Below are 14,607 nucleotides of genomic sequence, written 5' to 3'. Positions count from 1 at the left end.
GAGGGAGCCCGTAGAGTGAGCCCACCCATGCGAGCCATCATCCACGTGGACATGGACGCCTTCTATGCGTCGGTGGAGCAGCGGGATCGTCCCGAGCTGCGCGGCAAGCCCCTCATCGTCGGGGGCGACGCGCGGCGGGGCGTGGTGGTGGCCGCCTCCTACGAGGTGCGCAAGTACGGCGTGCGCAGCGCCCTGCCCATGGCGCGTGCCATGAAGATGGCGCCCCACGCCATCGTGGTGAAGCCCCGCTTCCATGCGTACAGCGAGGCGAGCGAGCAGGTGTTCTCCATCTTCGAGCGCTACACGCCCCTCATCGAGCCCTTGTCCCTGGACGAGGCCTTCCTGGACGTGACGGCGTCGGTGGGGCTGTTCGGCTCGCCGGCGGACATCGCGCGGCGCATCCGCAAGGAGATCGCCGCGGAGACGGGCCTGCCCTCCTCGGCGGGGATCGCCGCGGTGAAGTTCGTGGCGAAGATCGCCTCGGACGTGGCCAAGCCCAACGGCCAGCGCGAGGTGCGCGCGGAGGAGACGGTGGCGTTCCTCGCGGCGCTGCCCGTGGGCCGGCTATGGGGCGTGGGGCCCAAGACGGAGGAGGGCCTCAAGCGCGCGGGGCTGGAGACCATTGGCGACGTGGCCCGGCGGGACGTGGCGTGGATGGAGGCCCGATTCGGCTCGGCCGGACGTCACCTGTGGGAGCTCGCGCAAGGCATCGACTCCCGCGAGGTGGTGCCGGACCGCGAGGCCAAGAGCGTGGGCGCCGAGGACACCTTCGACGAGGACGTGACGGGCCTGGACGCCCTGAGTCCCTACATCCACTCGCAGGCGCTCCGGGTGGGCCGCCGCATGCGGCGCGCGGGAGTGAAGGGCCGGGTGGTGCAGCTCAAGGTGAAGTTCTCGGACTTCACCCTCATCACCCGGAGGACCACGCTGCCCTCCCCCACGGATGATGGGCAGACGCTCTACCGCGTGGCCCGGGAGCTGCTGGAGAAGGCCCACGAGGACAAGCCGGTGCGGCTGACCGGCGTCTCCATGCAGGAGCTGGGCGGCGGCACCGAGCCGCGTCAGCTCGGGCTGTTCTCCGAGCCCGAGGCCCCCAAGCGCAGCGACAAGCTCAACGCGGCGTTGGATCGCATCGCCGAGCGCTTCGGCGCCAAGGCGGTGACGACCGCGGACGTCGCCGGGAGCGCCGAGGCCGATCCCGAGCGCCCCAAGAAGCCCAAGCGGCCCAACTGAAACGTCCGCGACGGCTCACCGCTCGTCGGAGGCGCCCTCCGCGTCCTCGCCGGAGTCGTCGTCCGAGTCACCGTCGAACGTGTCGTCCGACTCCTCGTCACCCGAGGCGTCGTCCGAGGCGTCGTCCGAGGCGTCGTCCGAGGCCTCCGGGGCCGTGGACTCGGAAGCACCCGCGGCGGCCGGGGCGGAGGAGCCCCCTTCCGTCGCTCCGGGCTTGTTGCGAGCACCTCCCCGGCGGCGCCGGCGGCGGCGCTTGCGGGGCGCGTCCCCCTCGGCGGCGGAGCCCTCGGCGGACGGGCGGGAGGAAGGCACGTCCCCGCGCTTCCACGCCTCGAGCGCGTCGCGGTGGCGGCCGGTGGCCTGGACGGCGATCTCGAAGACGATGAGCGCGTCGGCGAAGAGCGGATGGCGGCGGAAGGCCCCCGTCTTCTTGCGCCGCTCCCCCGACAACGTGCGCTGGGCGATGAGCAGCAGGCGGCAGCGCTCGGCGATGCGGCGGGGCAGCCGCGCCGTCTGGACGAACTCGGCCAGCAAGTCCTCGATGGCCTGGGACACCGAGGGACGGCCCGCCGCGTCCAGGCTCTCCACGACGGGCGAGGCCTGGGCGATGGGCACCAGCAACGCGGCGAGCAGGATGGCGTCGTCCAGCAACTCCCCGGAGGCGACGCGCCGGTCGAGCGCCTCGGCGAAGGAGTAGAAGGTCTCCTGACCGCGGCGGCCGTGCTCCTTGAAGTAGGCGGCCACGGGCGGCAGGAGGATCTTCAGCGCATCCAGCGCATCGAGCAGGCGCAGGCTGGGCGCCGCCACGCCGCCGCGGATGAGGCGGAAGGTCTCCTCGAGCAGGCGCGCCGGGGCGCAGCGGGGAAGGTCCTCGACGGCCCCCTCCATGGCGGCATAGGTGCGCGACTCGATGTCCAGGCCCAGCTTGGAGGCGAAGCGCACGGCGCGCAGGATGCGCACCGGATCCTCGCGCATGCGGATCTCCGGGTCGCCGATGGTGCGGATGTAGTGCTCGTCCAGATCCCGCCGGCCGCGCACGTAGTCGATGATGCGGCCCTCGACGACGTCGTAGAAGAGGCCGTTGATGGTGAAGTCGCGGCGGCGCGCGTCCTGCTCGGCCGTGCCGAAGACGTTGTCGTGGGTGATGAGCAGATCCGGGTTCTGCGACTCCTCGGCCTCGCCGCCCTCCTCCTCACCGTTCTCGGACGGGGCGTCGACGAGCTCGGTGGGGTTGGCGCGGAAGGTGGAGACCTCGATGATCTTCCCGCCCTTGAAGTAGATGTGGGCGAGCCGGAAGCGGCGGCCGATGAGCCGGCAGTTGCGGAAGATGGCGCGCACCTCACCCGGGTGGGCGCTCGTGGCGATGTCGAAGTCCTTGGGCGTGCGGCCCAGCGACAGGTCGCGCACGCAGCCCCCCACGAGGTAGGCCTCATGGCCATGGGAGTGCAGGCGGTGGATGACCTTGAGGGCATCCGGGTCCAGCTTTTCCGGATCTATCTCCGCGGGCTTGCCGGAGGGCTGGGGGTCGGGAAGGAAATCCGTGTCCGGGATCGTGTCCTCGGCGGACGGCGCCGTGAAGGCGGGCATGGGGAAGGAAACCTCCTCGGGCTCGGGGACCGGAAGCTCTTCGAGGGGGTCCGGGGACCCGGCCTCGAAGGCCACAGCCTCGCGCGCGTCATCGGGCACGGGCTGGAGCATCGGGTCACCGGCGGGCGGTGGATCAGTGAAGTCTCGCGTCATCTCGCGGTTGACGCCCCAAGGGGGGCGAATCTAAGGGGACGACCTATACCGCATCCTCCCCGGGAGGGAGTAGCTCATGGAGACATTGTTGACGGGGGCAACAAGCCAGGTGGGCACCACCCCCGTCCACCTCTCGCCGAAGCAGCGGGGAGACACCCCCCCACGCCTCGTCCGGGAGCTGGCGGACGGCCAGGATGCCCTCCATAACACCCAGGCCCTGAAGAATCTTCTGGCCACCGCACGCGCCGTATGGATGGCCGTAGGGAGGCAGGGGCCGTCCAGGAGGGCGGCCGGGGAGCGCCGTGGCGTCCCCCGGGTGGGAATGAATTCCAGCGACCGTCGGCGCGAGCCCTCGGGGAGGAACTGACTCATGTCCATGCGCATCGCGGTCGGCTCGACGAATCCCGCCAAGACCGAGGCCGTGAGGGCCGTGTGTGAACAGGCGTTTCCCGGCTGCACGGTGATCGGGGTGGACGTGCCCAGCGGCGTACGGGAGCAGCCCATCGGCACCGCGGAGACCGCCGAGGGCGCGCGCAACCGCGCCCGGGCGGCCCTCGGTGCCGTGTCCGGCGCGCAGCTCGGCCTGGGACTCGAGGGAGGCGTGGATCCGGACCTGAGCCTCATCAATGGCGTGGCCGTGGTGGCGGCGGACGGCCGGGAGAACTTCACCTGGGGCGTGCGCTTCCCCCTGCCCCCGGCCATCGCCTCCCGCGCGCTCCGGGGCGAGGAGCTGGGCCCGGTGATGGACGAGGTCTCCGGGCGCCCGGGCAGCAAGCGGGGCCTCGGCGCGGTGGGCATCCTCACCAACGGCCTCTTCACCCGCACCGAGATGTGGCGGGGCCCGGTGGCCTGCGTGCTGATTCCCTTCCTGCATCCGGAGCTCTACGCCCCGCCCCCCTCGCGCGGCTGAATTCCCCCGGGGCTTCATCGGATTGTCACGCAGGGTTGGTAGAGACCCGGCCGTCCAACCAGGCCGCCGTCCAGCCCTCTCCGGGAGCCACACATGAAGTCCATGACCCTGAAGTCCCTTCTCGGGACCCTCGCCCTTCTCTCCGCCCCCTCGGCCCTGGCCGGGTTGACGCGGTCCCAGCCCCTGTTCGAATCGGCGCTGGCCGCCGCGCGGGCCCCGGGCGGAGCGGGCGGCGCGAGCGTCGAGCGCGAGGAGCTCCGGGACGCGCTCGGTGGATTCATCGCCTCTGACGATGGCACGGTGGACGCCACCGAGCGCGCCTATCTGCTCACCCAGTCGAGCAACCCGGCCTTCTTCACCGGCTTCACGGTGGACGCCCAGAAGTATTTCACCCAGTTCATGGAGCTGAACGACGCGGCCACCACGCCCGCGTCGCTGGGGGCCTATCCCGCGAAGAAGACGCCCGAGGAGGCCTTCGGCGTGGGCAGCCTCTTCATCCACCGCGCCCACGTGCTCGAGGGCTTCATCCCCTACGGCACGGGTGGCGTGGCCAATCAGCTCACCCTGAGCACCACCTACGCCTCGTCCTTCGACATCACGGGCATGGGCTCGTTCGAGCCCATCACCGAGGCGGAGCTGCGCGAGGCCCTGTCCCAGAGACTGATCAGCACGTACGCCACGCCACAGGAGATTGATCAGGCGGTGGCCTACATCCGGGAGATCTTCAAGAACAGCCAGCGCCTCTACCTGGCGAGCTGGAAGAACGAGTACGGCCGCGGAGCCCCCGGAGACCTGGGCGGCTTCGTGGTGGCCGCCGTGAGCTCGGACCGACGCTACGTGCGCTTCGTCGAGGTGCAGACATGGGCGGAGTAGGCCGCCTGGCTCACCCCTCCTCGGCGGTGATGGTGGGCCCCAGGGTGCTCGTGAAGAAGTCCGGGAAGAGGGCGACGTAGTTGCTGCCCGAGCCCATCTCCCCCGGGATGGCACCCGTCTTGGAGCCGCGCACCTCCAGGGTGGTGCCATCCCGGCCGAGGGAGAGCTCCACGTCGTGGACGTTGCCGGCCTGGGTCGAGTTCAGCGCGCCGAGGCTCGTACTGCGCAGCACCCCGAGCGACTGGGGATCCAGGTGGCGGAGCTGGACGGAGACCGCGGCGGAGCCGCTCGGCGAGGACTTGGAGGTGAAGCCGACTGCGACCCCCAGGTCATTGGCCGCGAGCGACAGCGAGGAGTCGTCGTACGTGGTGCCGAGCACCACGCTGCCGCTTCCCCACGCGCATCCGCCCTCGTCCTCCCGGGTGACGACGATCTGCTTCTGGGGCGGCATGCGGCCCGGCTTCAGCCGGGACGAGATCTGGAAGAGGCAACCCTGGGTCGCGGCCGAGTCCAGCGCGGCGGACCGGGTGGCGAGGGGCCGCTCCGTGGCCGGGGGATTTTCCCCACAGGCCAGCAGGAGCAAGGAAAGCAGCGGGGCAATGGTGGGCTTCACGCCTGGCATGGACGCACTCCTCGTGTGCACGGGAGGGCCCACCCCGGACGTGCGGCCCCGGATGGAGGACTCCGAGGCGGAAACACCCTCCACGAGGCAAGGTAGGGAGCAACGATCCGCTTGGATACCGTCCCCCGGCGCTTGTGCTCACCGGCGGACCGCCACCGGCCACCGCGTTCCCTTCAAGGCAGATCCGGCAGCCGCGTCTTGAGCGAGGGCAGACGGATCCGATCGTCGATCATCCGCTGATCGAACACGAAGTGTTCACTGGGTTCCACCCGCCACCGGCCCGAGTGCCAGGTGCTCAGGGCGGAGGCGATCTCATGGAAGGTCCAGCGCTCGTTCGCATCCAACAGGTAGAGCCCCGGCTCCACCCACGCGAGCGCCAACAGGGCCCGCACGGTGTCGTCCAGGAAGGAACACGCCGGGTACCAGCGGGTGCTCGCCTCCACCCGCCCCTGCTCACGCGCGCGCGTCTCCAGCCACGCCCCCATCTGGTTGCCCGAGAAGCCGAAGTCCATCTGCCAGCCCAGCCGCGCCACACGCGCCTCGGGGTACTGGTGGAAGACGCGCGCCTCGGCGAGCCGCTTCTCGTTGCCGTAGCCCTCGGCCGCATCCGGCACCGAGTCCACCGTGAAGGGCCCGCGCGCCCCGTCCGAGAACACCATCACCGAGCTGGTGAAGACGAAGCGCACGCCCACCTGCCGGCAGATCCACGCCAGCTCGCTCGTCCACTCGTAGTTGACGCGCCAGGAGTCGTCCGGACGCTGGGAGGGACTCGAGGCCGCCGCCAGGTGGAAGAGCACGTCGGGCGCCACCGAGCGCACGAAGTGCTCCATGGCCCAGTAGTCGTCCACCGGGACGCGGGAGCGCTCCCAGCGCACCACCTCCACGCCCTGGCGTTGCAGGAAGTCACACAGCCGCGAGCCCACGGTGCCGTGGGCGCCAGTGACGAGCGCCTTCATGCCGGAGGGGGCTTGCGCGTCTTGTGGGTGCGCGGCAGGGCGTGGTGGAGCATGGCCAGGTAGTCCACCGCGCGCGCGGGAGGCGGCGCGGGCTCGGTGCCCAGCGCGGCGAGCCGCTTGGTGAAGGCCGAGATGATGTCCGGCATGGGCCGCAACGCCTGGAGCAGCGCGTTGGGCCCCTCGAGCGCCTGCACCAGCGCCGCCGCCGCCTGCTGCAGGGGCAGGCCCCGGCGCAGCAAGTCCTGGAACGAGTTGGACAGGGTGATGATGTTGTGCCCCGCCGTCTGCACCATCTCCACGGCGACCTTGATGACCTGGGGGGCGGTGAGGTGCCCGTCCGCCAGGAGCACCAGCGCGGCCTGGAAGTAGTTGAAGATGGGCACCACGCGCGGGCCGTAGTCCGCGAAGTGCGCGGGCGGCGTGAGCCGGTCCAGGTGGATGAAGATGCGCCGCACGGGATCCGCCACGGAGATCTTCTTCCACGCCGCGTGCACCCGCTCGACCTCGTCCGGGTACACCGCCGCCTGGGAGAGGATCTGCGAGAGCACCCGCTCGTCCACGCGCCCGGCAACCATGTCCGCGTAGAGCGAGTAGATGAAGGCGTCCGCCTCGGCGTCATCCCCGAAGAGCACCTCCTCGGCCTCGAGGGGCGCGAGCGCGCGGCTCTCGAGGATGGCGGGCAGCTTGTAGCCCACCTGCCCGCGCAGCGCCCGGAAGCGCCCACGCATCAGGTTGCCCACGTTGTCCTTGAGGACGAACTCGTCCCACACCACCCCGTCCAGCTTGAGCTTCTCCTCGAGCACCGAGCGCATCTGCCGGGGGCTGCCGGAGACGATGCACAGGCGTGAGTCGCCGTTGGCGGCCAGCTCGCGGATGAGCGCGGACGCGCCCGGCACCGCCTGCTTCTCGTGGGCCTTCTGGAAGGCCGTGCGCAGGATGTCCCGGATGGAGTCGAACTCCGTCTGCAGGTAGGTCTTGTCCAGGTCCCAGCGGTAGATGCGCCGCGGGGGCCGGGGATCGATGCGGTCCGGGAGGCTCACCGCGCCAGGCCCTGTTGGATGGACTTGCCCAGCTCATTGGCGGCCGCCTTGGCGGCGATCTTCCCCGCGTTGGCGATGGCGCGCGCGTGCGAGCGGCCATGGGCCTTGATGAAGATGCGATCGAAGCCGAGCACCGGCGCCCCTCCATACTGTTCCCAGTCGGTGATGTCCTTGATGCGCTGGATGCCGCCGGCCAGCATGGCGAGCCCCGCGCGCCAGCGCAGGCTCTCCTTGTGCGCGTACTGGGCCAGCTCGAACACCGTCTCGTGCACGCCCTCGAGCATCTTCAGGCACACGTTGCCCACGAAGCCGTCCGTCACCACCACGTCCGCGGTGCCCTTGGGGATGTCCACGCCCTCCACGTTGCCGAGGAACTGCATGCCCGGCAGCCCGGAAATCCTCGCGTGCGCCTCCACCACGTGGCGCGGCCCCTTGGTGGACTCGGTGCCGTTGGACAGGAGCGCCACCTTGGGCAGCTCGTTGCGCGAGATGATGCGTGCGTAGGCCGCCCCCATCACCGCGAACGTCACCAGGTCATCCGCGGTGGCCTCCACCGTGGCGCCCACGTCGAGGATGAGCGAGAAGGGATCCTCCTTGCCACCGTGACGCATGCGCGTGGGGTACACCGCCGCGAGCGCCGCGCGCCGCACCCCCGGCAGGAGCTGGAAGTGGCGCGCGCACGCGAGCACGCACGCGCCCGTGTTGCCCGCGGACACCAGCGCATCCGCCTCGCCCTCGGCCACCAGCCGCGCCGCCACCGACACCGAGGCGTCCGCCTTGCGCGCCAGGGCCTCGCCGGGCTTCTCGTCCATGGCGATGAACGCCGAGGCGTGCTGCACGGAGATGCGCTCGCCGCTGTGCCGGGTGGCCGCCAGCACGTCATCGATGACGGCTCGGTCTCCCACCAGCAGCGCGTGGATGTGAGGGGACTCCAGCGAGAGCTGCGCGGCACCCCGGATGACTTCGGCCGGACCGTGGTCGCTCCCCATCACGTCGAAGGCAATGGTGACGGGCTTGATGGCCATGCGAGCCCCATCCTACTGGTTTGGGAAAAACGATGGGGGGTTGGATCCACCTGGATCCAACCCCCCGGAACTGAATCTCACCCGGCGAGAAGCCCCTCGAAGCGAGGCCCCCGGTCCGGGAAGACAGGCTCAGTTGGCGCCGCTGGCCTGCTGGATGTTCCGGTTGGCCGAGTCGCGCTGCACGCAGCCCTTGGTCATCGTGTACTGGTAGGTGCCCAGCTCGTCGCGCCAGTACTCGCCCTCATAGGGCCAGTAGAGCTGATCATCCGCCACGGCCACCGAGTACCTGTACTTCTTGACGATGGAGACCTGGCCGCCCGCCTTGAGCTGCTCCTCCAGGAACTCCTTCTCCTTGGTGACGGTCTCGAACTTGATGCGCAGACCGTTGGCGAGCAGCTGCTTGAGCGCGGAGAGTTCCGTCTCCAGCTTGCCCTTGGCCATGATGCCGGCCTTCTCGATGAGCGCGGCGCGCTGCACCTTGAGACCCTCGAGCAGCTGCTTGGTCAGCTCGGAGTAGCGGAAGGTGTCGCCCTTCTCGGAGAAGAGGTCCATCTCCCCCTCCAGCTCGAGGATGGAGTCGTTCGTCTTCTTGAGATCCTGGTCGGTGAGGGCCAGGCGCAGGATGCGCTCGAGGATGCGGTCCGTCTCGCCCTTCTCCTGGCCTTCCTTGTTCTTCTTCTGCACGTCGGCGAGCACGCCGTAGGACTCGGCCGCGTCGAGCTGCTTCTTGGTGATGAGCTCCAGCTGATCATGCACGGGCAGGTAGGTGCGCTCGAAGTCCTGGAGGATGAGGCTCGACTCGCGGTAGCGGCAGTTCTCGTAATAGATGACCGCCTTGAGGATCATCGCTTCCGGGAAGTACTCCTCGCGGAAGAAGGGCGAGGAGAGGGTGATGAGGTTGCCGAGCGCCTGCTCGTACTGGCCCACGCGGTAGTTGGCCCAGCTGGACTCGAACATGGACTCGAGCCACTGCGTGGTGCCGCGCTCCACCTTGTTGAAATAGAAGAGGGCGTAGCGGTTCTGCTGCATGCCGTAGTGCGTGCGGCCCAGCTGCATGAACGCCAGCTCGCGCAGCTTCTGGTTCGCCGACACCTGCTCCGCGTCCAGGCCGGCGGTGTTGCGCGTGACGCGCACCACTTCCTTCATGGAGTCGATGGCGCCCAGGGTGTTGATGTCCGTGCGGCGCGCGGACGCGGTGGCGGCCTTGTTGCCGAAGCGGAAGAAGGCCAGGCCCTCGAGGTACTTGGCGCGCGGGTAGAAGACGTCCGTCTTGGGGATGAGCAGCACGAGGCGCTTGACCTCGTTGAAGCTCTTGTCCGCGTCCTCCTTGCGGCCCACCTCGTCGAGCGCCTTGCCACGCACGAAGTGGTAGCGGGCCAGGAGGTAGTGGAACTCGCTGCGGAAGCGATCCGGGAACTCCTGGTTGGCGTGGCGCGCGAGCTCATCCAGGATGACGGCCTCGTTCTTCGTCTTGCGGCTGATGAAGAAGAGCCACTCGAGGCTGGTGCGGAAGAACTTCGTCTCCGGACCCACGGCGAGGATCTTCGAGAACTCACCGAGCGACGAGTGGTACAGGCCCATGCGGTAGAGGGCCTTGGCCAGCACGTAGCGCGCCTCCATGTGGAGGCCGGCGAGCTTCGGGTCCTGGATCATCTCGAAGGCGCTCATCGCCGCCTTGTCGTACTCGTCGTTCTTGAAGAGCGACACGGCGACGTCCAGGCGCTGACGGTCTCCGCTCTTGCCGGACACGTCCACCGCGTCGAAGGACATGGTGGGCGCGGTCTGGGTGGGAGCGGGCGTGTCCGCCGTGAGATCCAACCCCATGGAGGGAGGAGGCTGGGCGGGGGTGCCCTCGACCCCGGGGGCCGTGGGAGCCGCCGGAGCGCTCGTGGCCGCCGAGGAGTCCGAGGAGTCCGCCGCGTCATCCGAGTCCGACTCGTCGGAGGACGGAGCCTGGGTGGCGCCGGGCTTCTTGCCCCGGGGCTTGCGCGAGGACTTCTTCTTCTTCTTGGGCTGGGAGATGTCCAGGCCCTCGAAGCTCTGCGCGGGCGAGGGCTGGGCCCACGTCAGCGTGAGCCCGAGGAGGGAGAGGCAGAAGGGCTTGAGCAGACGTTTCATGATTCAGGAGGGGCGTTGGGGAAGAAGAAGGACACACCCAGCTCGAACAGCAGCTGGTTGCGCAGCGTGGTGGCCGGGTTGACGGCCTTCTCCACGTAGATGAGGTCACGGAACTCGGTGCGCACCGTCATCCACCGGTTGACGAAGAAGCGCATGCCGATGCCGACATTGCCGCCCGCGGTCAGCTCCGTCACGCCGGGCGCGCGGTACTGAATCGCGCTGGCGCCCGCGATGCCGTACAGGTCGAAGTGCAGGAACTGCTCGGACAAGAGCGACATCTTCCCGTAGATGGGCGCCCACTGCACGTCGAGCCCGCCCGTGAGCAGGATCTTCCCCGGCGCCTTGTCCTCCAGGTCCGCGAAGGTGGGCCGGCGGCAGCCGCGGGTGGTGCTGCCGCCCGTCGAATCGAAGGTGCAGATCTGCGCGGCCGCGGCCACCGTGGGCAGGGAGTAGCCGGCGCGCAGGCTCAGGCCCAGCGTCTCCGTGAAGTGGTAGGTGAGCACGCCGCCGAAGATGTACTTCGAATAGAAGGCGTCCTTGATGGAGAAGGTCGCCGAGGGGCTCAGCTCCAGGCGGCCCTTCTTGAGGAAGAGGTGGCCGGAGACGGGCACCACGCGCTCGCGCAGGGGCCCGAGCCGATCCTTGTCCACTTCCGACACGTCACCGGCTTCCTGCTCGGCCGAGCCGGTCACGGCGGGACTGTTGGGCGGGGTGGCCGGTTTGGCGGGCGCGGGAGCGGGCTTGGCGGCGGGAGCCGGGGCGGGAGCGGCGGGAGCCGCCGGCGCGGCGGGCGCCTGGGCCAGCACGAGCCCGGGCACGAGGGCCAGGGCGATCAGCAGACGATGGGCGGTCTTCATTCGGCGTCCCGTCCAGTCGACTTGAGGGGGAAGAAGATGGAGATGCCGGCGTTGAGGGTCATGAGGTTCTGGGTGGCGCCCTTGGTGGTGAACGTGGGCCTGTCCACGTAGGTCGTGTTGATGAGCGCCACGTTCACCGCGAAGAAGTCCCGGGCCACGAAGCGCATGCCAATGCCGAGGTCCGCGGCGGGGAGCATGCCCACCTTGTACTCCGTCGCCGCCTTGGTGTTCACCACACCCAGGCCGCCCAGGAGGTAGGCGTCGAAGTGGAGGATGTCGTTGAGGAAGGCCACCTTGCCGTAGAGCGGGCTCCACTCCACGTCGCCCATGGCGGACAACTGGGGCACCGAGTAGAAGATGCGGCTCTGGAAGGTGGTCTTGGCGATGCGGACGTCATCCTCGGGCAGCACCTGCATGAGCGAGACGCGCGCGGCGATCGCCAGCGTGTCCGCCAGGTAGTACGCCCCGCGCACCGCGGTGCCCAGCTTGGTGTAGTACGGGTCGTTCACCGACAGGGTGACGAAGGGCGCCAGCTCGAAGCGGTTCTTCTTCAGGTACACCTTGCGCTGCACGCTCTTCACGCGATCGTCGAGCGTGACGTCGCGCTCGGCCGGCGTGAGCGGCTCGGCCGGTGGGGCCTCCGCGACAGGCGAGGGCAATGGAGGCTCCTCCGCAGGCGGCTCCGCGGCGGCTTCGGTCTCTTCCTGCTGGGGCTGCTGGGGATCACCGCTCAGATCGAGTCCGAGCCCCTGTTCCTGGTTCTGTGCGAGTGCCGGTGCTGCGGGCGCGAGAAACAACGCGAGCAGGGCGGCCTGGAGGCGATTCACTTCCGGGAGCTCCGTGTCATTGGGGCGTCTTCCCACCAACCGATGTGGATCCATCATCGGAGGCGGCTACGAAGACACATCCTATGCGCCACTCTCGTGGGCCATCAACCGATCAAAACGGTTTCCCCGGCCCATGTTCGCCCCCTCGGTATTCTTGCAAGGTCAATGTCCAGGGCGAGCAAGCGTGGGCGCCCCCGCCGCGCGCGACACGGTTGGCAGTCCGGAGCGCTGTGCTACGCTGGCTCCTCACGTTCTCCGATTCTGGTGAGGTACACGTCGATGTCTGCGCGTCTGGGTCTTCTTCTGGGTGCCGCCCTGCTGTGCGGCGGGTGCGAGGTCCGTTCCGACACTGGGAAGCCATGTGTGCTGGTGAAGAAGGATCCCAACGGGACAACGGGACTGGAGGCCATCCCCGTCTCCCCGAATGACATCTTGTTCAACCAGGACTTCATCTCCTTCGGTGCGGTGGGTTGCGAGAACCTGGTGTGCGTGCGCACCGCGGGCACCGAGCTCAAGACGACGGGCGAGGGCGACGCCATCCAGGTGCTGGGCTATTGCAGTGAACCGTGCACCGTGGGCAGCGCCACCGACTGCACGGTCACCGACCCGCAGACGGCCGAGGACGTCAAGAAGACCCTGGAATGCCGTCCGCTGCTGCTCGATGAGGTGGCGCTGGCGACCATGAAGAAGAACAACCCCGCGATGTTCGAGGACTACTTCGGCCGGACCGAGTCGCCGAACTTCTGCGCCTCCAAGAGCGTGGGCACGACGGGAAGCTGAGCGCGGGTCACGGCGCGCGAGAGGGTCTCCAGACCTTTTCGCCTCGCCATGCGTGAGCAGCCGGGCCCCTCGTCCTCCCGCTGGAGCCCCTCTTCATGAACAAGACGGCCGTCTTCGTCTCCCTGGCCGGCGTGCTCGCCCTCACCGCGCTGGTGCTGGGTCTGCCCCCCTCCCCGTTCCCGTCGCCCCCGGAGGATCCCCATGGGGCCAGTCCGGTGGTCGGCAACCTCCGGGCACAGGCGGAGATGTCGGGCACGTTGAAGATGACGGCCCGGCTGTCCCATCCCTACATCCCCCCGGGTACCTCGGAGCTCTTCGCCACGGTGGACATCACCGGGATGGAAGTGCCGGGCGCCCGGCGGCTGCCGGTGAACCTGGCGCTGGTCATCGACCGCTCCACGTCCATGCGCGGCTACAAGCTGCAACAGGCCCGGCAGGCGGCACGCCACCTCGTGAGCCTGCTGCGCGAGGACGACTGGCTGGCCATCGTCCACTACGGCTCGGACGTGCGCAGCCTGGGAGGACTGCCCGCCACCCCCGACAACCGCGAGCGGATGCTCCAGTACATCGATGACATCTGGGACGATGGCGGCACCAACATCTCCGCGGGGCTCCAGGAAGGCCGCGCGCAGGTGCGCGCCTCCGGGTGCTCCGGCTGTGTCGAGCGCATCATCCTCATGAGTGACGGCCAGCCCACCGAGGGCCTCACCGAGGACGCCGACCTGTCGACGCTCGTCCGGGACATCCGCACCGGGGGCATCACCGTGAGCGCCATCGGCGTGGGCACGGACTTCAACGAGGACCTGATGCAGGGCTTCGCCGAGCTGGGCGCGGGCGCCTACGGCTTCCTCGAGGACGCGGCCCAGCTCGGCACCCTCTTCCAGAAGGATCTGCGGCAGGCATCCACCAGCGTGGCCCGCGACGTGTCCCTGTCCTTCACCCTGCCCCAGGGGGTGCGGCTGGAGGAGGTGCTGGGCTACCGCGTCAAGCAGGAAGGACGCCGCGTGACGGTGCGGCTGCCCGACTTCTCCTCGGGACAGACGGAGCGGGTGGTGGCGCGGCTCACCGTGGAGGACGCACGGGTGGGCAGCCCCGTCCACGTGACCGAGCTGTTCCTGTCCTTCCGGGACCTGCGCGGCGACAAGCCGATGCTCTACGCGATGGATCTGGGCGCGCAGGTGACGCCACGGCAGGAGGAGGTCCGGGCGAACCAGGACAAGGAGGCCACCGTGTACGCGACCCGGGCCCTGAGCGCGAAGAACCTGACGCTGGCCGCCGAGGCCCTGCGCGAGGGGCGCAAGGAGGAAGCCAAGGGGTACGTGGCGCGCAACCGGGAACTCTTCGAGCAGGCGGGCGAGGTGGCCACCCCCTCGGCGGTGGCGGCGGACCTGGCCGAGCAGCAGGAGCTGCTCCGGGACTACGAGCAGGCCGGGGACGACGCGTCCGTGGGCGCGGCCGTCAAGCGCTCGAAGAGCAAGAGCCTGAAGAGCTTCGGACGCCTGGGCTCCACCTATTGAACACCGCTCGGACTCCGGCCGGGCCCTCACCGGGCCCCGGAGCGCCCGGGCTCGATTTTCCGTGTTGACCGGCGCCAGCCCCCACCCTATTTCCGAGTGCTTCCCCCTC

Annotated in this window: 13 protein-coding genes; 5 read left to right on the top strand and 8 right to left on the bottom strand. The window is 69.3% G+C overall.

Annotated features, from left to right (window positions below; all coding sequences use genetic code 11):
- Positions 1–27 precede the first annotated feature (27 nt).
- On the top strand, positions 28–1,233 hold the full coding sequence (locus F0U63_RS13660; RefSeq protein WP_395846333.1) for a DNA polymerase IV: 1,206 nt from the start codon (positions 28–30) through the stop codon (positions 1,231–1,233).
- Between the two features lie 15 nt (positions 1,234–1,248).
- On the opposite strand, the gene pcnB is transcribed toward F0U63_RS13660, so the two are convergent.
- Positions 1,249–2,973, bottom strand: a complete 1,725-nt coding sequence (pcnB, locus tag F0U63_RS13655) for a polynucleotide adenylyltransferase PcnB (RefSeq protein WP_395846332.1) — start codon at positions 2,971–2,973, stop codon at positions 1,249–1,251.
- Between the two features lie 370 nt (positions 2,974–3,343).
- On the opposite strand from pcnB, the gene yjjX reads away from it, so the two are divergent.
- Positions 3,344–3,883: an inosine/xanthosine triphosphatase gene (yjjX, locus tag F0U63_RS13650; RefSeq protein ID WP_395846331.1), complete on the top strand. Its 540-nt coding sequence runs from the start codon at positions 3,344–3,346 to the stop codon at positions 3,881–3,883.
- Positions 3,884–3,976: 93 nt separating this feature from the next.
- Complete coding sequence (locus F0U63_RS13645; RefSeq protein ID WP_395846330.1) at positions 3,977–4,756, top strand: hypothetical protein; 780 nt, start codon at positions 3,977–3,979, stop codon at positions 4,754–4,756.
- Positions 4,757–4,766: 10 nt separating this feature from the next.
- Here the strand turns inward: F0U63_RS13645 and F0U63_RS13640 are convergent, their stop codons facing one another.
- The 7 genes from F0U63_RS13640 to F0U63_RS13610 form a co-directional block, all read right to left on the bottom strand.
- Entirely contained in the window at positions 4,767–5,378 is a 612-nt protein-coding gene (locus tag F0U63_RS13640; protein ID WP_395846329.1) for a hypothetical protein, read from the bottom strand.
- A gap of 173 nt (positions 5,379–5,551) precedes the next feature.
- Positions 5,552–6,334 (bottom strand): sugar nucleotide-binding protein, encoded by a 783-nt coding sequence (locus tag F0U63_RS13635; RefSeq protein ID WP_395846328.1) that lies wholly within the window; start codon positions 6,332–6,334, stop codon positions 5,552–5,554.
- Positions 6,331–7,374 carry a phosphatase domain-containing protein gene (locus F0U63_RS13630; protein WP_395846327.1) on the bottom strand — a complete coding sequence of 348 codons (1,044 nt, stop codon included), beginning with the start codon at positions 7,372–7,374 and terminating at the stop codon, positions 6,331–6,333. Before F0U63_RS13630 ends, F0U63_RS13635 begins: the two co-directional genes overlap by 4 nt.
- Complete coding sequence (gene plsX / locus F0U63_RS13625; protein WP_395846326.1) at positions 7,371–8,399, bottom strand: phosphate acyltransferase PlsX; 1,029 nt, start codon at positions 8,397–8,399, stop codon at positions 7,371–7,373. Before plsX ends, F0U63_RS13630 begins: the two co-directional genes overlap by 4 nt.
- A gap of 129 nt (positions 8,400–8,528) precedes the next feature.
- Complete coding sequence (gene gltC, locus F0U63_RS13620; protein WP_395846325.1) at positions 8,529–10,517, bottom strand: adventurous gliding motility protein GltC; 1,989 nt, start codon at positions 10,515–10,517, stop codon at positions 8,529–8,531.
- The gene (locus F0U63_RS13615; RefSeq protein WP_395846324.1) at positions 10,514–11,374 is read right to left on the bottom strand and encodes an outer membrane beta-barrel domain-containing protein; all 861 of its coding nucleotides are present in this window, start codon (positions 11,372–11,374) and stop codon (positions 10,514–10,516) included. The genes gltC and F0U63_RS13615 overlap by 4 nt, the downstream gene beginning before the upstream one ends.
- A complete protein-coding gene (locus F0U63_RS13610) occupies positions 11,371–12,201 on the bottom strand; it encodes an outer membrane beta-barrel domain-containing protein (RefSeq protein WP_395846323.1) in 831 nt (276 codons plus the stop codon). Before F0U63_RS13610 ends, F0U63_RS13615 begins: the two co-directional genes overlap by 4 nt.
- A gap of 42 nt (positions 12,202–12,243) precedes the next feature.
- Here F0U63_RS13610 and cglC point away from each other — a divergent pair, with 42 nt between their 5' ends.
- Both cglC and F0U63_RS13600 read left to right on the top strand, forming a co-directional pair.
- Positions 12,244–12,981, top strand: a complete 738-nt coding sequence (cglC, locus tag F0U63_RS13605; RefSeq protein ID WP_395846322.1) for an adventurous gliding motility lipoprotein CglC — start codon at positions 12,244–12,246, stop codon at positions 12,979–12,981.
- Between the two features lie 95 nt (positions 12,982–13,076).
- Positions 13,077–14,498 carry a VWA domain-containing protein gene (locus F0U63_RS13600; RefSeq protein ID WP_395846321.1) on the top strand — a complete coding sequence of 474 codons (1,422 nt, stop codon included), beginning with the start codon at positions 13,077–13,079 and terminating at the stop codon, positions 14,496–14,498.
- Positions 14,499–14,607 lie beyond the last annotated feature (109 nt).

Source organism: Cystobacter fuscus (assembly GCF_044360685.1).
Classification (GTDB): Bacteria; Myxococcota; Myxococcia; order Myxococcales; family Myxococcaceae; genus Cystobacter; species Cystobacter fuscus_C.
The sequence above is the reverse complement of the archived record's forward strand: the minus strand, read 5'-3'. Positions and strand labels throughout refer to the sequence as shown.

Bases quoted from the DNA above. Each gene is read 5' to 3' on its own strand.
- F0U63_RS13660 (WP_395846333.1), top strand. From the start codon at position 28: ATGCGAGCCATCATCCACGTGGACATGGACGCCTTCTATGCGTCGGTG.
- pcnB (WP_395846332.1), bottom strand. From the start codon at position 2,973: ATGACGCGAGACTTCACTGATCCACCGCCCGCCGGTGACCCGATGCTC.
- yjjX (WP_395846331.1), top strand. From the start codon at position 3,344: ATGTCCATGCGCATCGCGGTCGGCTCGACGAATCCCGCCAAGACCGAG.
- F0U63_RS13645 (WP_395846330.1), top strand. From the start codon at position 3,977: ATGAAGTCCATGACCCTGAAGTCCCTTCTCGGGACCCTCGCCCTTCTC.
- F0U63_RS13640 (WP_395846329.1), bottom strand. From the start codon at position 5,378: ATGCCAGGCGTGAAGCCCACCATTGCCCCGCTGCTTTCCTTGCTCCTG.
- F0U63_RS13635 (WP_395846328.1), bottom strand. From the start codon at position 6,334: ATGAAGGCGCTCGTCACTGGCGCCCACGGCACCGTGGGCTCGCGGCTG.
- plsX (WP_395846326.1), bottom strand. From the start codon at position 8,399: ATGGCCATCAAGCCCGTCACCATTGCCTTCGACGTGATGGGGAGCGAC.
- gltC (WP_395846325.1), bottom strand. From the start codon at position 10,517: ATGAAACGTCTGCTCAAGCCCTTCTGCCTCTCCCTCCTCGGGCTCACG.
- F0U63_RS13615 (WP_395846324.1), bottom strand. From the start codon at position 11,374: ATGAAGACCGCCCATCGTCTGCTGATCGCCCTGGCCCTCGTGCCCGGG.
- cglC (WP_395846322.1), top strand. From the start codon at position 12,244: ATGTGGATCCATCATCGGAGGCGGCTACGAAGACACATCCTATGCGCC.
- F0U63_RS13600 (WP_395846321.1), top strand. From the start codon at position 13,077: ATGAACAAGACGGCCGTCTTCGTCTCCCTGGCCGGCGTGCTCGCCCTC.